The following is a 24,016-nucleotide window of genomic DNA, read 5'->3' as shown; positions in this document are numbered from 1 at the left end:
CGCGGTGGACAACGCAATCGTGGGTCACGCACTCGCAGAGCAGCACGCACTCTCCAGGACGGTCCTGCTGGCGATCGTCCTCGCGCCGCTGCTCGGCGCGATCATCGCCGGTCTGTTCCGCCGCCAGGTCGGCCGAGCCGGCGCCCACTGGGTGACGATCATCGGCGTGGCCGTGAGCTGCCTGCTGTCGATCCAGGTGCTGTGGCAGCTGGTCGGGCAGGGCGCCGCTCCGTTCAACGAGAACGTCTACACCTGGTTCCAGGTCGGCGGCTTCGAGGCGCACGTCGGCTTCATGGTCGACAAGCTGACCGCGATGATGATGGTGGTGGTCACCTTCGTCTCGCTGCTGGTGCACATCTACACCATCGGCTACATGGCCGAAGATGATGGCTATCAGCGCTTCTTCAGCTACATCTCGCTGTTCACCTTCTCGATGTTGATGCTCGTAATGAGCAACAACTTCCTGCAGCTGTTCTTCGGCTGGGAAGCGGTGGGCCTGGTCTCGTACCTGCTGATCGGCTTCTGGTTCAAGCGCCCGACCGCGGTGTTCGCCAACCTCAAGGCGTTCCTGGTCAACCGCGTCGGCGACTTCGGCTTCCTGCTCGGCATCGCCGGCGTGCTGGTGATGTTCGGCACGCTCGACTACTCGGAAGTGTTCGCCAACGCGCCGCGCTTCGTCGGCGCGCAGATGCAGCACTTCTGGCCGGCGCTGACCGAGAGCGGCTGGACCGCCGGCATGGCCGGCTGGTCGATGTTCACGCTGATCTGCGTGTGCCTGTTCATCGGTGCCATGGGCAAGTCGGCACAGGTGCCGCTGCACGTGTGGCTGCCGGACTCGATGGAAGGCCCGACCCCGATCTCCGCGCTGATCCATGCCGCGACGATGGTCACCGCCGGCATCTTCATGGTCGCGCGCATGTCACCGCTGTTCGAGCATTCGCAGACGGCACTGAACTTCGTGCTGTTCATCGGCGCCACGACCGCCTTCTGGACCGGCCTGATCGGCATCGTCCAGAACGACATCAAGCGCGTGGTCGCGTACTCGACGCTGTCGCAGCTGGGCTACATGACGGTCGCCCTGGGCGTGTCTGCCTACAGCGCCGGCGTCTACCACCTGATGACGCACGCCTTCTTCAAGGCGCTGCTGTTCCTCGGTGCCGGTTCGGTGATCATCGGCATGCACCACGAGCAGGACATGCGTCGCATGGGTGGCCTGAAGAAGTACATGCCGATCACCTACTGGACGATGCTGATCGGCACGCTGGCCCTGGTCGGCACGCCGTTCTTCAGCGGCTTCTACTCGAAGGACACCATCATCGAGGCCGCCGCGCACAACGCCCACGAAGCGCACAACTGGATCGCCACCTACGCCTACTGGGCGGTGCTGCTGGGTGCGTTCGTGACCGCGTTCTACAGCTTCCGCCTGCTGTACCTGACCTTCCACGGCAAGGAACGCTTCCACGATCCGATTCCCGACCATTACGTGGCCCCGGAAGCGGACTCGAGCGAGCATGAGACCGCGCTGGCCGAAGAGCATGGTCACGGCGGCCACGCAAAGCACGACGCCCACGATGATGACGGCCACGGTCACGACGACCACGCCCACACCCCGCACGAGTCGCCGTGGGTGGTGACGGTGCCGCTGATCCTGCTGGCGATCCCGTCGATCCTGATCGGTTTCTTCAGCGTCGGCCCGATGCTGTTCGGCACCGACGTGATGGGCCACGCCAAGCAGTTGCCGTTCTTCCTCGGCGCCATCGACGTGCCCGAAGCGCACGACGTCATCGGCAAGCTGGCCGAAGAGTTCCACGGTCCGGTCAAGTTCGCGCTGCACGGCTTCACCGCCCCGGCGTTCTGGCTTGCCTTCGCAGGCTTCGCCCTGGCCACGGTGATGTACTGGTGGAAGCCGGAACTGCCGGCCAAGGCGCGCAAGCTGTTTGCATGGCCGGTGCGCGTGCTCGAGAACAAGTACGGCATGGACAACCTGTGGATCGACGGCTTCGCCGGTGGCGGCCTCGGCCTGGGCAAGGCTTCGCGCGCGGTCGACACCTACGTCATTGACGGTGCCGCCGTGAACGGCAGCGCCCGCGTCGTCGACCTGGTTGCACGCCTGACACGCCGGATGCAGTCCGGTTACCTCTACCACTACGCCTTCGCGATGATCATCGGCCTGATTGCACTCCTGGCCATCCTCATCCGTTACTGGCGCTAACCCGACAAGGACCCGACGTGAGCTCCGAGCCCTTGCAGAGCACCTCTTTCCTGCTCAGCCTTCTGATCTGGCTGCCGATCCTTGGCGGCTTCGCCACCCTCGCGTTCGGCAACGAGCGCGCCAGTGCCGCACGCTGGTTCGCCACCGCCGTGGCGCTGGTGACGATGGCCGTGAACATCCCCATGTTCACCGCGTTCGACATGACCACTGCGGCCATGCAGTTCGTCGAGAACAAGGCCTGGATCCCGGCCTACGACATCCGCTACCACCTCGGCGTGGACGGCATCTCGGCCGCGCTGATCGGCCTGACCACGCTGACCACGCTGCTGGCGATGGTCGGTGCCTGGACTTCGATCGACAAGCGCGTCAGCCAGTACTACGCCGCCTTCCTCATCCTGGAAGGCCTGATGATCGGCGTGTTCTCGGCGCTGGACTCGATGCTGTTCTATGTCTTCTTCGAAGGCATGCTGATCCCGATGTTCATCATCATCGGTGTCTGGGGCGGCCCGCGTCGCGTCTACGCCTCGATCAAGTTCTTCCTGTACACGTTCCTCGGCTCGCTGTTCATGCTGCTGGGCCTGATCTACCTGTACCTCAAGGGCGGTAGCTGGCAGCTGTCGGACATGTACTCGCTGTCGCTGACGGCGACGGAGCAGATGTGGCTGTTCTTCGGTTTCCTGATCGCCTTCGCGGTCAAGGTGCCGATGTTCCCGGTCCACACGTGGTTGCCGGATGCGCACGTCGAGGCGCCGACCGCTGGTTCGGTGATCCTGGCGGCGATCATGCTGAAGATCGGTGGCTACGGTTTCATCCGTTTCGTCCTGCCGATCGTTCCGGACGCCGGTGCCGAGTGGGCCTGGCTGGTGATCGCACTGAGCCTGATCGCGGTGGTCTACGTCGGCCTGGTCGCGCTGGCGCAGGACGACATGAAGAAGCTGATCGCCTATTCGTCGGTCTCGCACATGGGCTTCGTCACCCTGGGCATCTTCATCGCCTTCGCCCTGGTCCGCGAAGCGGGCAACACCGAAGGCGCACGCCTGGGCCTGCAGGGCGCCATGGTGCAGATGATCAGCCACGGCTTCGTCTCTGGCGCGATGTTCAGCTGCGTCGGCGTGCTTTACGACCGCATGCACACCCGAATGATCAAGGACTACGGCGGCGTCGCCAACGTGATGCCGTGGTTCGCCGCTTTCATCGTGCTGTTCGCCATGGCCAACTCGGGCCTGCCGGGCACGTCGGGTTTCGTCGGTGAATTCATGGTCATCCTGGCGTCGTTCCAGCAGCACCCGCTGATTGGTTTCGTCGCGGCGACCACGCTCATCATTGGTGCGGCTTACACGCTGTGGCTGGTCAAGCGCACCATCTGGGGCGAGGTCGGCAATGCCCACGTCGCAGAACTCGAAGACATCAATGCACGCGAAGCCTTCGTGCTGGGGGTGTTCGCTGCCGGCGTGCTGATCCTGGGCCTGTGGCCGAAGCCGCTGACGGACCTGATGGAACCCGCGATTGCGAATCTGGCGACGCAGATCGCCTCGTCGAAGCTTTGAGGTTGTAGCGCATGATCATGCCTGTACGCACCGCCGCCGACCTGATGCCGCTGCTCCCGGAGCTGGTGGTGATCCTGGGCGCGTTCGCGCTGCTGATGCTCGACCTGTTCATCGACGAGCGCCGCCGCGTCATCAGCCACGTCTTCGCCATCGCCGTGCTGGCGGTTGCGACGACGCTGATCGCCTGTGGTGTCGGCGAGCACGGCACCTTCCTCGGCGGCATGTTCGTGCGCGACACGGCGGCCGACGTGATGAAGATCACCATAGGCGTCGTCTCGATCCTGGCGATGATCTACACCTGGCCGTACCTGCGCGCCCGCGAGCTGTACAAGGGCGAGGTCTCGGTGCTGATGCTGTTCGCCACCGCCGGCATGATGTTCCTTGTGTCGTCGGGCAGCCTGGTGATGGTCTACCTCGGCCTGGAAATGCTGGCGCTGTGCTCCTACGCACTGGTCGCGATCGATCGCGACAGCCCGCTGGCGTCGGAAGCGGCGATCAAGTACTTCGTCCTCGGTGCGCTGGCTTCGGGCCTGCTGCTGTACGGCCTGTCGTTGATCTACGGCGCCACCGGTTCGCTGCAGCTCGACCAGATCGCCATCGCGGCACAGGCGAAGATCGCCGACGGTTCGTCGCTGATGCTGATCACCGGCGTGGTGTTCGTCGTCGCCGGCATCGCCTTCAAGTTCGGCGCGGCGCCGTTCCACATGTGGCTGCCGGACGTCTACCACGGCGCGCCGACGCCGATCACGCTGTTCATCGGTTCGGCCCCCAAGCTGGCTGCGTTCGGCATGACCTACCGCCTGCTCGAAGTGGGCGCGGCCCCGTTCGAGGACCAGTGGCGCCTGCTGCTGGCTGGCATCGCGGTGCTTTCGCTGGCGATCGGCAACCTCAGCGCGATGGTGCAGAGCAACCTCAAGCGACTGCTGGCGTATTCGACCGTGTCGCACGTTGGCTTCCTGTTTGTCGGCCTGGCCGGTGGCGGTCGCGAAGGATTTGCCGCGGCGCTGTTCTACGCGATCAGCTACGCGATCATGTCGGCGGCAGCCTTCGGCGCGATCGTGGTGCTGTCGCGTCGCGGCTTCGAAGCCGATCGCATCGACGACTACAAGGGCCTCAACGCCCGCAGCCCGTGGATGGCCGGCCTGGTGCTGTGCGTGATGGCCTCGCTGGCCGGCGTGCCGCCGTTTCTGGGCTTCTGGTCGAAGCTGGCCGTGCTGCGCGCAGCGCTGCAGGGCGACATGCTGTGGCTGACCCTGGTCGGCGTGGTGTTCGCGGTCGTCGGCGCGTTCTACTACCTGCGCGTGATCAAGGTGATGTACTTCGACGAGCCGGAAGGCCCGCCGATGGAACCCAGCAGCGATCGTCCGCTGCGCATCGTGTTCGGCGTGAATGCACTGGCGCTGCTCGCGCTGGGCCTGGCGTGGAGCCCGATCATGGCGTGGTGCCAGCGCGCATTCGCAGGTTGATCGAAAGATGATTTCGCAGGCCCTGAACAGAAAACTCTGAATCGGGCTTGCGAAGATTCGCGTCACACGTTAACATTGTCGTTCTGGTGCGGGGTGGAGCAGTCTGGCAGCTCGTCGGGCTCATAACCCGAAGGTCGCAGGTTCAAATCCTGCCCCCGCTACCACATTCTTCCGGGAAGATTGACGAGCAATCCCGGGAACAACGATCAAGCCGATGCCTCAGCGATGAGCCATCGGCTTTTTTGTTTTCCGGTTTCGGTGAACGTGGTCGTTACGGCGAAAGCACTATGCGCGCAGGCTTTCCCATGCGTGCTGCGAACAGGACGAGCATGTCCAGGCTGAAATTCTCGGCCTTCCCGTTGACCAGGTCGGAAACGCGCGACTGACTGACGCCGAGTATCTTCGCGGCGGCGGTCTGGGTGAGTCCTTGGGCCTTCAGCTGCTTTTCCAGCTCGATCATCAGATCGGCACGCATCGCCAGTACCTGTGCTTCGGCACTGCCGAATCCGAGATCAGCGAAGACGTTGCCGCTGGAAGCGACGATTGCCGGGCTGCGTTTTGGTGTCCTGGTTGCCATGGCTGTCTTGCTCAACAGATAAGTTGGTATCGGGCTTTGCCCTTGTCGATATCCTTCTTTTCGGTCTTCTGCGACTTCTTCTGGAAGGCGTGAAGAACGTAGACGGCGTCGACCTGAACGATCACGTAGAAGACCCGAAAGGCTCCCGCAGGTTCAGCGAGGCGAATTTCCCTGACACCGGTACCAATCGTTTTCATTGGCCTCCAGTCGCGGGGATCGAGCCCGGCCTGGATGCGGCGAAGGTCATAGCCCGCTTCGCGGCGGGCGTCTTCCGGGAATTCCTTCAGGTCATCCAGTGAGCTTCCAAGCCAATAGAGGGTCTTCACGGGAACGATATAAGTAGTTGGATGCCTATACAAGTAACTGGATAATGCCGGCGTCCAGAGAAAGCCGCCACGGCTTACGGCTGGAGGCCGCCCGGAAGTTGCCGCCAGTGCGCATAGGGTTTGCACCATCCCGGGGCAACCCGGTATCATGTGCGGCCTAGCGGTTTGGTGACCGGTCCTTCGGGACGCTGGCCCAACCCCGCTACCAGCTTCGGCCAGGGCCCCGTGCCCTCGGATCACCCGGAATCCGGGCGGTCCCAAGGCCAAAGGCCGGGCTTTGTGGCCGCGCCCAGCGCGACCACGCCGACATCCAGCTGTACGGACAAGGGGCCCGCAAGGGCCCTTTTTCGTTGTTCGTGGCTTGGTTCGTGGTCGCACGTGCTTGTCGCAAGACCGGGTCAAAGGTTGCATGTAATTCAGTCCCTGGATCGGCTGGCAGTCGTTTTGGCCGGTCCCTGGAGCATTTATCGCGGGAGTCGTAGGCGTGTCTGATAAAGCTGTCGAAATTGCCAGGCTGCTCACCCCGACCGTCCAGTCGCTGGGGGTCGAGCTGCTTGGCGCCGAATACCTGCCGGCTCCCGGCAGCGCGGTGCTGCGTCTGTACATCGACGTGCCCGCGGGTCAGGAGACGGACGCCGACGGGCAGCCGCGCTCGGTCACGATCGAGGATTGCGAGGCAGTCAGCCGCGAGGTGTCCGCGCAGCTCGACGTCGAGGATCCGATCAGCGGTATGTACACGCTGGAAGTGTCGTCGCCGGGTATCGATCGGCCGCTGTTCACGCTCGAGCATTACCAGCGCTTCCTCGGCGAGACCGCGAAGGTCGGCCTGAAGTTGCCGCAGGACGGGCGTCGTCGCCTGACCGGGAAGATCGCCCGCGTCGATGGCGAGACGGTCGTGTTCCACATTGATGGCGTCGAGGCGAACGAGTTCGCCGTCGCCGTCGGCAACATCGACAAGGCGCGCCTGGTCCCGGATTGGGCCGCGCTGGGATTCGCTCCGGTCAAGCCCGGAAAAGACAAGCCTGCACAGGGCGCGCCTGAAAAGAAGCGCCGTCCTGCGAAAGGCAAGAAGTAAATCAACCTTGGTAACCACCCAATTGCCGGCGGCGCACCAGCGCCAACGTGCGGAGTAACGAGATGAGCAAGGAACTGTTGCTGGTCGTGGATGCAGTCGCCAACGAGAAGGGCGTACCGCGTGAAGTCATCTTCGAGGCCATCGAGGCCGCGTTGGCTTCGGCCGCGAAGAAGCGCTATCACGACGAAGACGTGCTCGTGCGCGTCGCGATCGACCAGAAGGACGGCAGCTACGAAACCTTCCGCCGCATGGAAGTCGTTGCCGACGACGTCGTCATGGAGTCGCCGGACCGCCAGATCCGCATGATGGACGCGATCGACGAAGTCGAAGGCGTCGAAGTCGGCGACTACATCGAAGAGCAGATCGAGAACCCGGAGTTCGGCCGCATCGCCGCCCAGGCCGCCAAGCAGGTCATCGTCCAGCGCGTGCGCGAGGCCGAGCGCCAGCAGGTCGTCGACGGCTGGAAGGATCGCGTTGGCGAGCTGGTCACCGGCGTGGTCAAGCGCGTCGAGCGCGGCAACATCTACGTCGACCTCGGCGGCAACGCCGAAGCGATCATCCCCAAGGACAAGGGCATCCCGCGCGACGTCCTGCGTACCGGCGACCGCGTCCGCGGTTACCTGTTCGACGTGCGCAGCGAGCCGCGCGGCCCGCAGCTGTTCATCAGCCGCGCCGCCCCGGAATTCATGATTGAACTGTTCAAGCTCGAAGTGCCGGAAGTCGGTCAGGGCCTGGTGTCGATCAAGGCCTGCGCACGCGATCCGGGCGACCGCGCCAAGATCGCCGTGCTTGCCCACGACAACCGCACCGATCCGATCGGCGCCTGCATCGGCATGCGCGGTTCGCGCGTGCAGGCCGTGAGCAACGAGCTCAACGGCGAGCGCGTCGACATCGTGCTGTGGTCGGACAACCCGGCCCAGTTCGTCATCAACGCGATGGCGCCGGCCGAAGTGCAGTCGATCATCGTCGATGAAGAAAAGCATTCGATGGACCTGGCCGTGGCCGAGGATCGTCTGGCCCAGGCGATCGGCAAGGGCGGCCAGAACGTGCGCCTGGCCAGCCGCCTGTCGGGCTGGCAGCTCAACGTGATGACCCAGGACCAGGTCACCGCCAAGTCCGAGGCCGAGCAGACCGCCGCCAAGTCGCTGTTCCAGGAAAAGCTCGAAGTCGACGAGGAAATCGCCGGCATCCTGGTCTCGGAAGGCTTCAGCACGGTCGAGGAAATTGCTTACGTCCCGGTCGGCGAGCTGCTCGCCGTCGAGGGCTTCGACGAGGACATCGTCGAGGAGCTGCGTTCGCGTGCCCGCGACGCGCTGCTCAACGAGGCCCTGGCCGCGGAAGAGGAGCTCGACGAGCACCAGCCGGCGGCCGACCTGCTCGAGCTGGAAGGAATGGACGAAGCCACCGCCTACGCGCTTGCCGCGCGTGGCGTGGTGACCCGTGACGATCTGGCCGATATGGCGACGGACGAGCTGACCGATATCGAAGGTATCGACGAAGCCCGTGCTGCCGCCCTGATCATGGAAGCGCGCAAGCACTGGTTTGAATGAATACCGCCGAGTTCTGACCGGCCAATGGCCGCAGGTCTAGAATGACGCCCACACGCGCGGGACTCGTCCCGCGCAACGAGGACACGGAATCCGAATGTCGCAGCAAACCACCATCCGCAAGCTGGCCGAACTGGTGAACACGCCGGTCGAGAAGTTGCTGGAGCAGCTGGCCGAGGCCGGCATGACTTTCAGCGGCCCCGACCAGGTCGTGACCAGTATCGAAAAAGTCAAGCTGCTCGGCTTCCTCAAGCGCGCCCATGGCAAGACTGAAAAGGTCGAAGCCAGCGACGACGCTGCGAAGAAGATCACTCTCAATCGCAGCCGCAAGCAGGAAATCACTGTCGGCGGCGGCAAGAACAAGACCACGGTCGACGTCGTCGTGCGAAAGAAGGTCACGCTGGTCAAGCCCAGCGAAGGCCAGTCGCCAGGCGACGAGCGCGCCGAGATCCTGCGCAAGCTGGAGGAATCCAAGCAGCGCAACCTTGCCGAGCAGGAAAAGCTGGCTGCCGACGACAAGCGTCGTGCCGACGCCATCGCCGCGACCCGTCGCGAGGCGGAGGAAATCGCGCGCCTGAAGGCCGAGGAAGAGGAAAAGGCGAAGCTCGCCGACGCCAGCGTCCTCGTTGCCGACGAGGATGCGCCGGTCGTGCGCAAGCCGCCGAGCACGCACGGTCACGGCCATCCGCCGGCCAAGCCGGCCGCACCGCGCGCCGCCGAACCGGCCCGTGGCGCTCCGGCGCACAAGACCCGCGGTTCGCACGCGATGGTCGCAGGCGTCGAGGACGACGACCGCACCAACCGCTTCGCCGGCCAGATGCACCTGAGTGCATCCGACCGCGCGCGCCGCACCACCAACGTGCGCGGCAAGTCCAAGCCGCAGCGTCGCCAGAACGAGCAGAGCCGGTCCGGCAGCGGTTTCACCCGCCCGACGGCCCCGATCGTGCGCGACGTCGCCATCGGCGAGACGATCACCGTTGCCGACCTCGCGCAGAAGATGGCGCTCAAGGGCGGCGACGTGGTCAAGGCGCTGTTCAAGATGGGCGTGATGGCGACGATCAACATGTCGATCGACCATGACACCGCCGCGCTGGTGACCGAGGAACTCGGCCACAACGTGGTCAAGGCCGATGCCGGTTCCGCCGAGGACGCACTGCTGGCCCACGTCGAAGAGACGCAGGGCGACAAGATCGCGCGTCCGCCGGTGGTCACCATCATGGGCCACGTCGACCACGGCAAGACCTCGCTGCTGGATTACATCCGCCGCACCAAGGTCGCCTCCGGCGAAGCCGGTGGCATCACCCAGCACATCGGTGCCTACCACGTCGAAACCGACAAGGGCGTCATCAGCTTCCTCGACACCCCGGGCCACGCAGCGTTCACCTCGATGCGCGCACGCGGCGCCAAGCTGACCGACATCGTCGTGCTGGTGGTTGCCGCCGACGACGGCGTCATGCCGCAGACCAAGGAAGCGGTGCAGCACGCCAAGGCTGCCGGCGTGCCGCTGATCGTGGCGATCAACAAGATCGACAAGTCCGACGCCGATCCGCTGCGCGTCAAGAACGAACTGCTCAGCGAAGACGTCGTCGCCGAAGACTTCGGTGGCGAGACCCAGATGGTCGAGCTGTCCGCGAAGACCGGCTTGGGCGTCGACAACCTGCTCGATGCCATTTCGATCCAGGCCGAAGTGCTCGAACTGCGTGCGGTCGCCACCGGTCGCGCGACCGGCGTGGTGATCGAATCGTCGCTCGACAAGGGCCGCGGCCCGGTTGCGACCGTGCTGGTCCAGCAGGGCGAACTGAAGAAAGGCGACTACCTCGTCTGCGGCGTGCAGTACGGCCGCGTGCGTGCGCTGTTCGACGAAACCGGTTCGCAGGTTCCGTCGGCCGGTCCGTCGATCCCGGTGCAGGTGCTCGGTCTGTCGGGCGTGCCCGATGCCGGCGACGACTTCGTCGTGGTCGAGGACGAGCGCCTGGCCAAGGACGTCGCCCAGCAGCGTGATGCCAAGCGTCGCGAGTCGCGCCTGGTCGCCGCCGCGGGCAATCGCATGGAAGACATCATGGCGCAGATGGGCAAGGGCGAGGGCCAGCTGAGCCTCAACCTGGTCATCAAGGCCGACGTGCAGGGCTCGGTCGAAGCACTGCGCCAGTCGCTGACGGCGCTGTCCAACGACCAGATCCGCATCAACGTGATCAGTTCCGGCGTGGGCGGCATCACCGAGTCCGACGCCAACGCCGCCGCCACCGCCAAGGCCACCGTGATCGGCTTCAACGTGCGCGCCGATGCGTCGGCACGCAAGGTGATCGACTCCTACGGCGTCGACCTGCGTTACTTCTCGATCATCTATGACGTGATCGACCAGGTGAAGCAGGTGGCCTCGGGCATCCTCGGTGTCGAGATCCGCGAAGAGATCATCGGCACCGCCGAAGTCCGCGACGTGTTCCGCAGCTCGAAGTTCGGCGCGGTTGCCGGCTGCATGGTGGTCGAGGGCGTGGTCAAGCGCCACAAGCCGATCCGCGTGCTGCGCGACAACGCCGTGGTCTTCGAGGGCGAGCTGGAATCGCTGCGCCGCTTCAAGGAGAACGTCGACGAGGTGCGCAACGGCACCGAGTGCGGCATCGGCGTGAAGGCGTACAACGACGTCAAGCCGGGCGACCAGATCGAGTGCTTCGAGCGCATCGAAGTCCAGCGCACGCTCTGATCCGAAAGTAGAAGACCATGCCGACCAAGTCGTTCCACCGCACCGATCGCGTTTCCGCCCAGCTCCGCAGGGAGCTGGGTACGATCGTGCACCAGGCCGTGCGCGAGCACGGCCTGCCGTCGGTCAGCGTGTCCGATGTCGAAATCACCCGCGACCTGGCCCACGCCAAGGTCTTCGTCACCGCGTTGCAGCAGGAGCGTTCGCGCGAGGCCGTCAAGGCGCTCAAGGAGCTCGCCCCGCAGTTGCGATTCCAGCTGGGCCGCGCGGTGAAGATGCGGCACGTGCCCGAGCTGCATTTCCACTACGACGACTCGGTCGATCGTGGTGAGCGCATCGACAACCTGCTGCGCGACGAGGCCGGCCCGACGCCGGCAGCTCATGACGGCGCGGATGTCGACAGCACAGACGACGACAGCGAAAGCTGAGAGGGTTGAGGGGGCCGATGGCCCCCCAGTTGCAGCCGTCCCGCATCCGCGGGAACGTATGCGCATCCCAGCGGCGCAGCCGCACGATTCCCGGACCTGATGAGAAAGAAGCCCCGTACCGTGTTTCGTGCACTCGACGGCATCGTCCTGCTGGACAAGCCGCAGGGCCTCAGCTCGAACCAGGCCCTGCAACAGGTGCGACACCTGTTCCGCGCCGAGAAAGGCGGCCACACCGGCAGCCTCGATCCTCTGGCCACCGGCCTGCTGCCGATCTGTTTCGGCGAGGCGACCAAGATCGCCGGCCTGTTGTTGGGGTCGAGCAAGGCTTACGAGACCACCGCCGTGCTCGGCCTGACCACCGACAGCGACGACGCGGATGGCGCGCCGTTGCTGCAGCGCCCCGTCCCCGAACTCGACGATGCCAACATCGAAGCGGCACTGGCCCCGCTGCGCGGTGCCATCCGCCAGCGCGCACCGATTTACTCGGCGCTGAAGCAGGGCGGTGAGCCGTTGTATGCCAAGGCACGCCGCGGCGAAGTCATCGAGGCCCCCGAGCGCGATGTCGTCGTGCACCGCTTCGACCTCCTGGGGCGCGAGCAGGGACCCGATGGCGTGCGCCTGCGCCTACATGTCGAATGCGGCTCCGGCACGTATGTCCGCAGCCTGGTCCGCGACCTCGGCGAGGCGCTGGGCTGCGGTGCACACGTCGCCAGCCTGCGCCGGCTCTGGGTCGATCCGTTCAGCCAGCCGCGCATGGTCACGCTGGATGCCTTGCGCGAGATCGCCGTCCAGGGCGAGGCCGTGCTCGACGGCTGCCTGCTGCCGATCGAGGCCGGCCTGAGCGCCTTCCCGCACGTAGCGATCGACCCCGAGGCCGAGCTGCGTTTCGGCCACGGCCAGACCATCGACTGCGAGGCGGGCGAGGACGGGCTGGTCGCGGTCTACTCGCTCACCGGTCGCTGTCTGGGCCTGGCCCAGCGCGAAGGCGGCAAGCTTTCACCGCAGCGCCTGTTCCGCTGGGCGGCCGCGGCTACCCGCGAGCCTGAACAGCCGGTGGCGCCGTCGGCCTGAACGGCCAAACGCTTGTCGGTTGTCACAATTCAGGTCGCAATCGCCGGGGCGGGCTGATACAATTTCGCCGCTTTTCAAGCACTTCAGCATTCCCTTCAGCACCATTCCAGAAAACGGCGGGCCAAGCGGTGCTTTGGCGCGGATTCCCCGCGACCGATTCGCTTCTGCAGGCCACGCATCTACGAGGCAATTCAAAGATGTCCATCGACACCAGCAAGGTTATTGAAGACAACAAGCGCGGCGCCAACGACACCGGTTCGCCGGAAGTCCAGGTCGCCCTGCTGACCGCACGCATCGAGCAGCTCACCGGCCACTTCAAGGTCCACAAGCAGGACCACCACAGCCGCCGCGGTCTGCTCCAGATGGTCAACCGCCGCCGCAGCCTGCTCGACTACCTCAAGCGCAAGGACAACGAGCGCTACAAGGCACTGATCGAGAAACTCGGCCTGCGTCGCTAAACGCACTACCCACCGCGGCGCAGCGATGCGCCGCGGTTTGTTTTTAAAGGCCGCAAATGTCGGCCGACCGGAGCGGGGCAGGGGCCCCGACCGGACCGCATCGAAACGATAGGAACCCAACGTGGCAAAAATCACCAAGACCTTTCAGTACGGCAACCATCAGGTAACGCTGGAAACCGGCGAGATCGCCCGCCAGGCTGGCGGCGCCGTCCTCGTCAAGATGGACGACACCGTACTGCTGGTCACCGCCGTGGCTGCCAAGAGCGCGCGCGAAGGCCAGGACTTCTTCCCGCTGACCGTGGACTACCAGGAGAAGTTCTACGCTGGTGGCCGCATCCCGGGTGGCTTCTTCAAGCGTGAGGGCCGTGCGACCGAGAAGGAGACGCTGATCTCCCGCCTCATCGACCGCCCGATCCGTCCGCTGTTCCCGGAAGACTTCCGCAACGAAGTCCAGATCATCGCCACCGTGATGTCGATGAACCCGGAAATCGACGGTGACATCCCGGCACTGATCGGCGCTTCGGCTGCCATGGCCCTGACCGGTGCGCCGTTCGACGGCCCGATCGGCGCTGCCAAGGTCGGCTACAAGAACGGCCAGTACCTGCTGAACCCGACCGTGTCCGAGCTGGCCGACTCCGAGCTGGAGCTCGTCGTCGCCGGTACCTCGAACGCGGTGCTGATGGTCGAGTCCGAAGCCAAGGTGCTGTCGGAAGACGTGATGCTGGGCGCGGTGATGTTCGGTCATCGCGAGATGCAGAAGGTCATCAACATCATCAACGAACTGGTCGTCGAAGCCGGCACCAAGTCGTGGGACTGGAAGGCTCCGGCCAAGAACGACGCCCTGATCGGCGCGCTCAAGGAAGCCGTTGGCAGCCAGCTCGAGCAGGCCTTCCAGGTCCGCGACAAGCTGCAGCGCCGCGACGCCATCAGCGCGATCAAGAAGGACGTGCTGCAGTCGCTGGCCGGCCGCGCCGAAGCCGATGGCTGGAGCACCGGTGAGCTGTCGAAGGAATTCGGCGAGCTGGAGTACCAGACCATGCGCAACTCGGTGCTCAGCACCAAGGTCCGCATCGACGGTCGCGCCCTCGACACCGTCCGTCCGATCGCCTCGAAGGTGAGCGTGCTGCCGCGTACCCACGGCTCCTCGCTGTTCACCCGCGGCGAGACCCAGGCGATCGTGGTTGCCACGCTGGGCACCGCGCGCGATGGCCAGATCATCGACGCCGTCTCGGGCGAGTACAAGGAACACTTCCTGTTCCATTACAACTTCCCCCCGTTCTCGGTGGGTGAAGCCGGCCGCATGATGGGCCCGAAGCGTCGCGAAATCGGCCACGGCCGCCTCGCCAAGCGCGGCGTGCTCGCTGTCATGCCGACGATGGAAGAGTTCCCGTACACGATCCGCGTCGTCTCGGAAATCACCGAGTCGAACGGTTCCTCGTCGATGGCATCGGTCTGCGGTTCGTCGCTGGCGCTGATGGACGCGGGCGTGCCGATCAAGGCACCGGTCGCCGGCATCGCGATGGGCCTGGTGAAGGAAGGCGACAACTTCGTCGTCCTGAGCGACATCCTGGGTGACGAAGATCACCTGGGCGACATGGACTTCAAGGTGGCCGGTACCTCGGAAGGTATCTCGGCGCTGCAGATGGACATCAAGATCCAGGGCATCACCGAAGAGATCATGAAGGCCGCCCTGGCCCAGGCCAAGGCCGGTCGCCTGCACATCCTCGGCGAGATGGCCAACGCCATCACCACGCCGCGCGGTGAGCTGAGCGAGTTCGCGCCGCGCCTGCTGACGATGAAGATCCACCCGGACAAGATCCGCGAAGTGATCGGCAAGGGTGGTTCGACCATCCAGGCCATCACCAAGGAAACCGGTACGCAGATCGACATCCAGGACGACGGCACCATCGTCATCGCTTCGGTCAATGCCGCCGCCGCCCAGGCTGCGAAGGCACGCATCGAGCAGATCACCTCCGACGTCGAGCCGGGCCGCATCTACGAGGGCAAGGTCGCCAAGATCATGGACTTCGGTGCATTCGTCACGATCCTGCCGGGCAAGGACGGTCTGGTCCACGTCTCGCAGATCTCCAGCGAGCGCGTCGAGAAGGTCTCCGACAAGCTCAAGGAAGGCGATGTCGTGAAGGTCAAGGTGCTGGAAGTCGACAAGCAGGGCCGTATCCGCCTGTCGATCAAGGCCGTCGAGGAAGGCGAGGGCGTGCCGGCTGAGTAAGCCGCTGCCGTAATCGCTGGAATCTGGAAAAGCGGGCTTCGGCCCGCTTTTTCTTTGGGGCAACTTGTGACTTGTCGTGCCGAACGGAGTCGGGGCGCTTTGGGTCTGCGTCTGCGGAGTGCGTCGTCCGCCGGGCCGGGGATTGCTCCGCCCCTTAGTCAGACATCCTGTCTGATGCGAGGCGCGGGACATCCATGTCCCGCTGCGGATCAATCCCCGGCCCGTCGAACGACGCTCGGCACTTCATTGCCAGGTCTTCGATAACGCCCTTCAACCCGTCATCCCCGCGAAGGCGGGGACCCAGCGACGTTGCCCTTGGCCCGTCTTTCCCGCGAAGGCGGGAAACCAAGGACGTTGCTCTCCGCCTTTGAAACCACCTCATCCTCTCGCGGGCGTCCGGGGCCTAGCTCACCGAGCAGACGTGCGAATGAGCGAGGGCACGGACACCGCCTAGGGCCGGCACAGCGCGAGTCCGACCGGAGCAGCTGCATCACGCGCGCACTGCGCTCTCGCTAACAGCCCAAGTCAATAAAACAGTGACGGCTTCCGGAAGGAGGGGGTGGGGTGCATTTCGCGAACAATAAACGGAGCGAAGCGGAGGTTCGCGGAATACACCCCACCCCCTCCCCACTGCACCACCCAAGCTAACGAGCTCAGGCCACGAACCGCAGCGTAGTCGTCGTCCCATGCCCGGCGTCGGAAGCAATGTCGAGCTTCCAGCCCAGGTGCTCGCACAGGCGCGATATCAGGTCCAGGCCGATGCCGCCGCCGTGTCGCTCGCCGCCGCCGCGCGCGACCTTGGCATAGATCTCGCTGATCTCCTCGGGCGTCATGCCGTGGCCCGGGTCGTCGATGACGACAGTTGCCGGTGCTTCGAGGCGGATGGAGATCTCGCCGCGATCGCTGTGCTCGATCGCGTTGCGCAGCAGGTTGCCGATGGCCGCCTGCACGATCGGCAACGGTGCCAGGATCTGGCTGGGCTGCAGCGCCGACACCGTCAGGGTGAGGTCCTTGTCCTGGGTCAGGTGGCGGTGGTCGTCGACGATCTCGGGCAACAACTGGTCCAGCTCGACGTGGTCGCTGATGCGGGCAAGGCGTGCCGGATCCTTGGCCAGGACCAGCAGCAGCGATATCAGCTGTTCGACGTCGCGGGCCGTGCGCTGGATGCGGTTCAGCTGGCCGCGCGCGCCAGCCGGTACATCTGCCTGTTGCAATGCGATCTCGCTGGCGCCGGCGATCACTGCGATGGGCGTGCGCAGCTCATGGCTGGCGCTGTCGATGAAGGTGCGCTCGCGCTCGACGAAGCGGTCGTTTCGCTGCAGGTAGTCGTTGAGTGCATCGGCGATCACCACCAGTTCGGCGCTGGCCGACTCGGGCACCACGATGCGCTGACCCGGCTGGTCCGGTTGCAGACGGGCGATGTCCTGGGCGACGTTGCTCAGCGGGCGGACCAGGCGGTTGACGCTCCAGGCAATGGCGATGCCGAGCAGCACGACCATGGTGACAGCCGAACCCACGACGGTCAGGCCCATGTCGAACTCGCGTCGCTCCAGGGCGGTGATGTCCAGTGCCAGCATGATCGGCCGGCCTTCCACTTCGCGCACCAGCACCACGCGCTCGACGCCGTCGAGCATCACCTCGTCATACACGCCCGCGCCGAGCGAGCGCAGTGCCGGCGGGATATCGGCCGGATTGCGGCCGTCGAACAGGGCGATGTTCGATGTGTCGACCCAGTGGTAGTCGGGGTCCTTCTGGCTGAGTTCGACGATGTGATCGAGCTCGGCATCGAGCAGCCCCTGCCACACCAGTTGCTCGGCATGCTCGTTGACCAGGAATCCATGCAGGATCACCGCGACGGTCAGCACGACCACGTAGCCCAGCAATCCCAGCAGGATGCGTCGGCGCAGACCCGAACGTGGCGTGCTCATTGGTGCTCGTCCGAGCCGGGATGGGATTCGGCGGCCGCGCCCTTGTCGGCGATGCGATAGCCCACGCGCGGAAGCGTCTGGATCAGCTTCACGTCGAACGGGCCATCGACGCTGCGGCGCAGTTCGTAGATATGCGAACGCAGCATGTCGCCGTCGGGCGGTTCGTCACCCCACAGTGCGTGCTCGAGGCGATCGCGCGTGACCGCGGCAGGGCTGGCCTGCATCAGCACTTCCAGCAGCTTGCGACACGCCGGATACAGGTGAAGCGTCTTGCCTGCGCGGGTCACCTCGAGCGTGGTGAGGTCCAGGCGCAGGTCGGCGACCTTCAGCACGCGGCCGCGTCCGCGCCCGGTGGCCCGCGCGACAAGTGCTTCGAGGCGCACTTCGAGTTCGGGCAGGTCGAAGGGTTTGGTCAGGTAGTCATCCGCACCGGCGCGGAATCCTGCGATCTTGTCGGGCAGCTCATCGCGGGCGGTCAGCATCAGCACCGGCATGTCGCGGCCGGCATCGCGCAGCCGGCTCAGCACTTCGCGGCCGTCCATGCGCGGCAACCCCCAGTCGAGGACGATTGCGTCGAAGTCCTGGGTGATGGCCAGGTGCAGGCCGGTGGGGCCGTCAGGCGCTGCGTCGAGCGTGTAGCCGCGCGCTTCGAAATAATCGAAGAGGTTGGCGACCAGGTTGCGATTGTCTTCCACCACCAGCACGCGCATTGGCAATCGCTCTTCTGGACACAAGGTTCGCGGTTCGTTCACCAACGGGTGGCGGCATGCCGCACCCAGCCGTGCAGTCTGGGCTTGCACCCGTCGGAATAACGTCGGAACGGCAAGACGATACTCCGCGCGCACGTCGACGTGGCGTCTTTGTTGCCGGTGTTGGTCGGCTGGCACGGCACCGAGTTGGGCCGACGCTGAACGAACGCAAACAGATTTCCGGCTCGTGGCGGCAACTCCCACCGCTTTCCGACAACCCGCTGCTGATCATCGCCGCCGTTCCTTTCCCGGAACGCGTCCTGTCGATCGATCCCAGCCTGATGAACAACGCACCTTCGATGAAGTCCAGCGCCGCCAGCGGCTCGCCCCGGTGGCTGTCGCTGCGCCCGTCGCTTCTCTACAGCGGGCCCGGTCCGCGCTTTCTTCTGCTTCACGCCTGGCTGCCGTTGATCGCGTTCGCGGCGCTGGTGCTGTGGACGATGGTGCTTGGTGGCGACCAGTGGCTGGCCGACCGCTTGTACGCCTGGCAAGGCAATCACTGGCAGCTGCGCCACGGCTTCGTCACCGAACAGCTTATCCACCGACTGGGGCGCGACATCAGCACCATGGCCTGGCTGGCCGTGCTGGCGGCGTGGATCGTTGCGCGCACGCGTCCGGGTTGGGGCTCGCTGCGGCGGCCACTGGCGTATCTGCTGGTGTCGGTCGCGGTGTCGACCGCACTGGTCGCCTGGGTGAAGTCCTGGTCGAACATGGACTGCCCGTGGGACCTGGTGCGCTATGGCGGCGCGCGCGAGTACGTCGGGCTGTTCGCGATGCGTCCTCTGGGCATGTCGCGCGGTGCCTGCTTCCCGGCGGGCCACGCCAGCGGTGGCTACGCCTGGCTGGCGCTGTACTTCTTCCTGTGGTCGGTGCGCCCGCGCTTGCGCTGGCTGGGTCTGGCCGTCGGCGGCGGGACGGGGCTGGTGTTCGGGTTCTCGCAGCAGCTTCGCGGCGCCCACTTCCTCTCGCATGACCTGTGGACGCTGGCGATCTGCTGGGCAACGGCGCTCGGGCTGTTCCTGTGGTTCCGTCGGCGCCTGGTCGTCACCGAATCCACGTCCGTGCCTGCCCGCATCCCGGCGGAGGCTGCGCGATGAGTTCGGTAGTCCGCAGTCGTCCGCAGTTCCTCGCCGTCGTCGCGCAACAGTTCCGGCAGTTCTTCGCCGTAGGTCCCGAGATCTCGGTGGAGACACTGGCACTGGTCGCAGCGTCGTTCTTCACCGTGTTCTGCAATACCGCGTTCTTCCGCGAAGTGATCGCGCTGGGCGCGCTGCATGGCGCACGCGGCATCGGCACCGGTGCCAGCCTGGTGGTGATGATCGGCGCGCTGAACATGCTGCTGCTGTGCGTGCTGCTCAATCGCTGGACCGCCAAGCCGGTGCTGACCGTGCTGTTGCTGGTGACGGCGGCCGCATCGCACTTCATGAGCCAGTACACGGTGTATCTCGATGCCGACATGCTGCGCAACATCCTGCACACCGATGGCAAGGAGTCGGGCGAGCTGATCACGCTGGGCATGGTGCCGAGCCTGGTGGTGCTGGGGGTGTTGCCGTCGCTGTTGCTGTGGCGCGTGCGCCTGCGCCGGCGCCCGCTCGGTCGCGCCGTGCTGGTGCGCGTGGGTGTGATCGTGCTGGCGGGCGTGGTCGCATCGGGTGCCGCACTGGCATCGTTCCAGGACCTGTCGGCGCTGATGCGCAACCACCGCGAGGTGCGCCACCTGATCACGCCGGGCAACTACATTGTCTCGCTGGTGCGGGTGATGCGCGATGACCAGGCCGGTCGCGATCGGCCGCGCACGCCCATTGGCACGAACGCGAAGGTGATCGGTCGCCCGGTCGGTGCCAGGCCGCGGCTGCTGGTTCTGGTAGTGGGCGAAACCGTGCGCGCCCAGAACTGGGGCCTCAATGGCTATGCCCGCGACACCACGCCGCAGCTGCGCCACATCGCCCCGATCAATTTCAGCAACATGACGTCCTGCGGTTCGGCCACCGAAGTTTCGGTGCCGTGCATGTTCTCGCCGTATGGGCGGGCGCACTACGACAAGTACAAGATCGAGCACTCGCAGAGCCTGCTGCACGTGCTCGAGCACGCCGGTATCGGCACGTTGTGGCGCGACAACCAGACAGGCTGCAAGGGCGTCTGCGAGGGCCTGGCGTTCGAATCGTTCGAGCATGCCACCGACCCGCAGAGCTGCACCGCCGAGGGCTGCATGGACGAGGTGATGCTCAAGGGCCTCAGCGAGGCGGTTGCCAGCAAGACCGGCGACATGGTCGTGGTGCTGCACCAGCTGGGCAACCATGGTCCGAGCTACTACAAGCGCTACCCGCCGTCGCTGCGGCGCTTCACCCCGACCTGCGAGACCGCGGAACTGGGCAAGTGCAGTCGCGACGAGATCGTCAATGCCTACGACAACGCCGTGCTCCACACGGACGACTTCCTGGCGCGCACGATCCGCCTGCTGGCCGAGCAGAGCGGTCGCGACACCGCGATGATCTACCTGTCAGACCATGGCGAGTCGCTCGGCGAGAACGGCCTGTACCTGCACGGTGTCCCCTATGCGATCGCCCCCGACACGCAGACCCGGGTGCCGATGGTGATTTGGCTGTCGCCGGGCATGGCGTCGTCGCGCGGTATCGATCAGGCTTGCATGAAGCGCGAGAGTGCCGAGCCGGTGAGCCAGGACAACCTGTTTCACTCGGTGCTCGGACTGATGCAGGTGGTCACGCCCGAGTACGATCCGGCGCTCGACCTGTTCCGCAGCTGCACCAGCAGCGGCTGACACGCCGTCATCGTTTCAGGGCCGCGGCCGGCGATTGCCGGTGCCGCCTGCGCGCTGCGTTCAAAGCAAAGTCGGCCGCGGCGACAACCGCAATTGGCGGAGCGTGGCAAGTGTCGCCAGTGGGCGACCCCTTGGCAGGTGCCTGTGGGCAGCGCGGACGGCATCCTCTTCAGCGATTGAGGAGTGCTGCGATGCGATACACGAACATTCTCGCCGGCTGCCTTCTGGCGGCCGTGCTGATGCCCACCCATGCCGCCGAACTCGGCGTGCTGGCGCCGGTGATGGTCGGCGACAAACCCCAATTCAGGACGCACGGACAGGGCAGGCCCGCGCCCGTGGTCACCCGCGTGGTCGATGGCGAGCTGTACGCGCAGTTGCAGCGCGAGGCTCGGGACGGCTTCGTGGCAACCGTGCTGGCACTCGATGAGAACGCCCAGCGTGCTGCGGGAGCGCGCGAGGTCCGGCCCACGTGGCTGTACATGTCGGCCGAGGACGGCGGCTTCGCGCGCCAGGGCTTCTGGTTGCAGGAGAACGGCAAGCAGCGCTTCGTCGATGAGCCGTACGTCGATCTGGTAGTCGACGAAGGCAGCGTCGGCAATGGCGACTTCGAGGAGATCTTCGCCCACGAAATGGGCCACGTGTACCTGCGCAGGCTGCTGCCGGACCTGCCACCGGGCTACTCGCATACGCCGCACGCGAGCATGAGCATCACCGACTACTCCACCGCGTTCGACGAAGGCTTCGCCACGCACTTCCAGGGCCTGGCGCGACGACTGACAAGCAACCCGAAATTGCGCGAGCAGGAACTGGGGCTGTCGTCCAAGCCGTTCCTGGGTTACTGGATGAGCAATCTCGACCGCGCCGGACGCATCGAAGGCGTGCGCCGCAACTGGTTCGTGCAGTCGCAGCTGCTGCCACCGGGCGACGAGGCCACCGCGCTGGCGCGTCGCGACCTGAGCACGGCGTTTGATAACGCACGCCTGCGCGAGGGCCAGCAGATGCTCTCGTCCGAAGGGGTGATCGCCACGATCTTCTACCGCTGGATGGTGCCCGGTGCAGAGGACCGCGAAGCGGTCGTGCAGCGCTACTCGCGCCTGTTCGCGTCGTTCGCGCATCGCGATGGCCGACGGTTGCGCCACGACTCGCCCGTGCTGCTCGACCTGGTGGACCGTTACTGCGGCGACGCCGCCGACGACTGCAAGCGCGTGCAGGCCGTGGTGCTCGATACCACGTACGGCGCGACGACCGGTCGCGAGCTGCCGGCGCTGACCGAGTCTCTGGCCGCGACGGGACGGCTGGGCGACATGGAGTCCTACGTCGGTGGGCTCAAGCAGGCGCGCACGCAGATGGCGCAATTGCAGGAGCGGGTGGCGAAGGAGCCGGCGAAGCTGCGGGCCGGGCTCGGCCCGGACCTGTGGCTGCTGGTAGCGGGCCAGCATCTGGGATGGCGCGCGGAGAGCGACGTGGTCGCGGTCAATCTCAATACCGCCGAACTGGAATCGCTGATGCTCCTGCCCGGTATCGACCGCGCCGCTGCCGAACGTGCGCTTGCGAGTCGTCGCAAGGACGGCGTGTTTGCCGACCTCGAGGACTTCGTCCGCCGAGCGGGTGCGGACGCCGGCACCGCTCAGAAGTTGAGGCAGGCGGCGGAGGCCGCACGCAAGGCCGGGCCTTACGACCGGATCTAGGCCTGCTGTCCTTCGAACAGGTCGATCTGAGCGTCGGCTTCGTCGCGGTCGGCGAAGCCGGAAAGACCGACGCCGACCAGCCGGTACTTCGTTCGAGCCGGCAGCGCGACGCGCGCGCGCAGGTCGCAGGCGATGCGCGCCAGTTCCTGCAGCGACGACGGCGGTTCTGCCGGCGTCAGGCTGCGCGTGAGGATGCGGAAGTCCGACGTCTTGAGCTTGAGCACCACCGTGCGCGCGATACGCGAGTCGTCGCGCGCCAGTTCGCGCTGGTAGCCCTCCCAGGTCTTGCTCGCCAGGCGTTCGATGTGCGGCTCCAGTTCCTCGATCGGCAGGTCGCGTTCGAACGTGTCCTCCGACGAGATCTGCAGCGTCGGCCGCTCGGGTTGCACCGGGTTGTCGTCGATGCCGAATGAAAGCTCATGCAGGCGCCGGCCCCAGCGGCCGAAGTGCTGCTCCAGCACGGCGACATCGAGCGTGCGCAGGTCGGCGACGGTGGCGATGCCGAGTTCGGCCAGGCGCTGCTCGCTGACCTTGCCCACGCCCGGAAGGCGCCCGACCGGCAAGGGCGCCAGGAAGCTCTCGACCTGGTGCGGGCGAACCACGAACAGCCCGTCGGGCTTGCGCCAGTCGGAGGCGATCTTGGCCACGAACTTGTTGGGCGCGACACCGGCCGAGGCGGTGAGGTGGGTCTCCTCGCGGATGGCCGTGCGGATCGCTTCGGCTGTCTCGGTGGCCGTGGCCAAGCCGCTGCGGGTGCTGGTGACATCGAGGTAGGCCTCGTCCAGCGACAGCGGCTCGATCAGGTCGGTATGGCGGGCGAAGATCTCGCGCACCTGCCGCGAGACGGCCTTGTAGCGCACGAAGTCCGGCGGCACGAACACCGCCTGCGGGCACAGGCGCTCGGCGCGCACCGCCGGCATGGCCGAGCGCACCCCGAACTTGCGCGCCTCGTAGCTGGCCGCACAGACCACCGAGCGCGCGCCGCGCCAGGCCACCACCACCGGCCGCCCGCGCAGCGAGGGGTCGTCGCGCTGCTCCACCGACGCGTAGAAGGCGTCCATGTCGACGTGGAGGATTTTGCGGGCGGGGGCGGACAATGCGGCGGGCGAGCGGCCGCGGTTGGTCGGCCTGTTAGTGAAAATACTAACGCCGCACAGCGTCCTTGAACAGCCGCCCGGCTATCGTAGGCGCACGGTCGCCAGCACGCTGCGGCCACAGCGGGTCCAGGAAGGCATTG

Annotated in this window: 18 protein-coding genes and 1 tRNA gene; 14 read left to right on the top strand and 5 right to left on the bottom strand. The window is 65.8% G+C overall.

Going from position 1 to position 24,016, the window contains the following annotated elements:
* Positions 1-19 precede the first annotated feature (19 nt).
* From nuoL to AC3A3Q_RS01430, 4 genes are all read left to right on the top strand, one after another.
* Entirely contained in the window at positions 20-2,212 is a 2,193-nt protein-coding gene (nuoL, locus tag AC3A3Q_RS01445) for an NADH-quinone oxidoreductase subunit L (protein WP_487584560.1), read from the top strand.
* 50 nt (positions 2,213-2,262) lie between these two features.
* Positions 2,263-3,759 (top strand): NADH-quinone oxidoreductase subunit M, encoded by a 1,497-nt coding sequence (locus AC3A3Q_RS01440; RefSeq protein WP_487584907.1) that lies wholly within the window; start codon positions 2,263-2,265, stop codon positions 3,757-3,759.
* 11 nt (positions 3,760-3,770) lie between these two features.
* Entirely contained in the window at positions 3,771-5,225 is a 1,455-nt protein-coding gene (gene nuoN, locus AC3A3Q_RS01435; protein WP_487584559.1) for an NADH-quinone oxidoreductase subunit NuoN, read from the top strand.
* Between the two features lie 87 nt (positions 5,226-5,312).
* Positions 5,313-5,389: transfer RNA gene (locus tag AC3A3Q_RS01430), tRNA-Met, on the top strand.
* 107 nt (positions 5,390-5,496) lie between these two features.
* Here the strand turns inward: AC3A3Q_RS01430 and AC3A3Q_RS01425 are convergent.
* Positions 5,497-5,817: a helix-turn-helix domain-containing protein gene (locus AC3A3Q_RS01425; RefSeq protein ID WP_487584558.1), complete on the bottom strand. Its 321-nt coding sequence runs from the start codon at positions 5,815-5,817 to the stop codon at positions 5,497-5,499.
* Complete coding sequence (locus AC3A3Q_RS01420) at positions 5,814-6,137, bottom strand: type II toxin-antitoxin system RelE/ParE family toxin (protein WP_487584906.1); 324 nt, start codon at positions 6,135-6,137, stop codon at positions 5,814-5,816. The genes AC3A3Q_RS01425 and AC3A3Q_RS01420 overlap by 4 nt, the downstream gene beginning before the upstream one ends.
* Positions 6,138-6,612: 475 nt before the next feature.
* Here AC3A3Q_RS01420 and rimP point away from each other — a divergent pair, with 475 nt between their 5' ends.
* The 7 genes from rimP to pnp all read left to right on the top strand — a co-directional run bounded on the left by rimP (position 6,613) and on the right by pnp (position 15,635).
* The gene (gene rimP, locus AC3A3Q_RS01415; RefSeq protein WP_487584557.1) at positions 6,613-7,203 is read left to right on the top strand and encodes a ribosome maturation factor RimP; all 591 of its coding nucleotides are present in this window, start codon (positions 6,613-6,615) and stop codon (positions 7,201-7,203) included.
* Between the two features lie 62 nt (positions 7,204-7,265).
* The gene (nusA, locus tag AC3A3Q_RS01410; protein ID WP_200604918.1) at positions 7,266-8,753 is read left to right on the top strand and encodes a transcription termination factor NusA; all 1,488 of its coding nucleotides are present in this window, start codon (positions 7,266-7,268) and stop codon (positions 8,751-8,753) included.
* 94 nt (positions 8,754-8,847) lie between these two features.
* On the top strand, positions 8,848-11,451 hold the full coding sequence (gene infB, locus AC3A3Q_RS01405) for a translation initiation factor IF-2 (RefSeq protein ID WP_487584556.1): 2,604 nt from the start codon (positions 8,848-8,850) through the stop codon (positions 11,449-11,451).
* Positions 11,452-11,468: 17 nt separating this feature from the next.
* On the top strand, positions 11,469-11,876 hold the full coding sequence (rbfA, locus tag AC3A3Q_RS01400; protein ID WP_487584555.1) for a 30S ribosome-binding factor RbfA: 408 nt from the start codon (positions 11,469-11,471) through the stop codon (positions 11,874-11,876).
* A 99-nt stretch (positions 11,877-11,975) separates the two neighbouring features.
* Positions 11,976-12,947, top strand: a complete 972-nt coding sequence (gene truB / locus AC3A3Q_RS01395; protein WP_487584554.1) for a tRNA pseudouridine(55) synthase TruB — start codon at positions 11,976-11,978, stop codon at positions 12,945-12,947.
* Positions 12,948-13,144: 197 nt separating this feature from the next.
* Complete coding sequence (rpsO, locus tag AC3A3Q_RS01390; RefSeq protein WP_115858221.1) at positions 13,145-13,405, top strand: 30S ribosomal protein S15; 261 nt, start codon at positions 13,145-13,147, stop codon at positions 13,403-13,405.
* 121 nt (positions 13,406-13,526) lie between these two features.
* Positions 13,527-15,635, top strand: a complete 2,109-nt coding sequence (gene pnp, locus AC3A3Q_RS01385) for a polyribonucleotide nucleotidyltransferase (protein WP_200604922.1) — start codon at positions 13,527-13,529, stop codon at positions 15,633-15,635.
* 653 nt (positions 15,636-16,288) lie between these two features.
* On the opposite strand, the gene AC3A3Q_RS01380 is transcribed toward pnp, so the two are convergent.
* Entirely contained in the window at positions 16,289-17,590 is a 1,302-nt protein-coding gene (locus AC3A3Q_RS01380) for a sensor histidine kinase (protein ID WP_487584905.1), read from the bottom strand.
* Positions 17,560-18,273, bottom strand: a complete 714-nt coding sequence (locus AC3A3Q_RS01375) for a response regulator transcription factor (protein ID WP_487584553.1) — start codon at positions 18,271-18,273, stop codon at positions 17,560-17,562. Before AC3A3Q_RS01375 ends, AC3A3Q_RS01380 begins: the two co-directional genes overlap by 31 nt.
* Before the next feature lie 320 nt (positions 18,274-18,593).
* Between AC3A3Q_RS01375 and AC3A3Q_RS01370 the strand changes: the two genes are divergently transcribed.
* From AC3A3Q_RS01370 to AC3A3Q_RS01360, 3 genes are all read left to right on the top strand, one after another.
* Positions 18,594-19,409 (top strand): phosphatase PAP2 family protein, encoded by an 816-nt coding sequence (locus AC3A3Q_RS01370; RefSeq protein ID WP_487584552.1) that lies wholly within the window; start codon positions 18,594-18,596, stop codon positions 19,407-19,409.
* Positions 19,406-21,091, top strand: coding sequence for a phosphoethanolamine transferase (locus AC3A3Q_RS01365; protein WP_487584551.1), 1,686 nt, complete (start codon positions 19,406-19,408; stop codon positions 21,089-21,091). Before AC3A3Q_RS01370 ends, AC3A3Q_RS01365 begins: the two co-directional genes overlap by 4 nt.
* Before the next feature lie 191 nt (positions 21,092-21,282).
* Positions 21,283-22,779, top strand: coding sequence for a ComEA family DNA-binding protein (locus AC3A3Q_RS01360; RefSeq protein WP_487584550.1), 1,497 nt, complete (start codon positions 21,283-21,285; stop codon positions 22,777-22,779).
* Here the strand turns inward: AC3A3Q_RS01360 and dinB are convergent.
* Entirely contained in the window at positions 22,776-23,876 is a 1,101-nt protein-coding gene (dinB, locus tag AC3A3Q_RS01355) for a DNA polymerase IV (RefSeq protein ID WP_487584549.1), read from the bottom strand. The genes AC3A3Q_RS01360 and dinB overlap by 4 nt on opposite strands.
* Positions 23,877-24,016 lie beyond the last annotated feature (140 nt).

The organism is Lysobacter sp. Soil_C_59 (assembly GCF_057656415.1).
The sequence above is the reverse complement of the archived record's forward strand: the minus strand, read 5'-3'. Positions and strand labels throughout refer to the sequence as shown.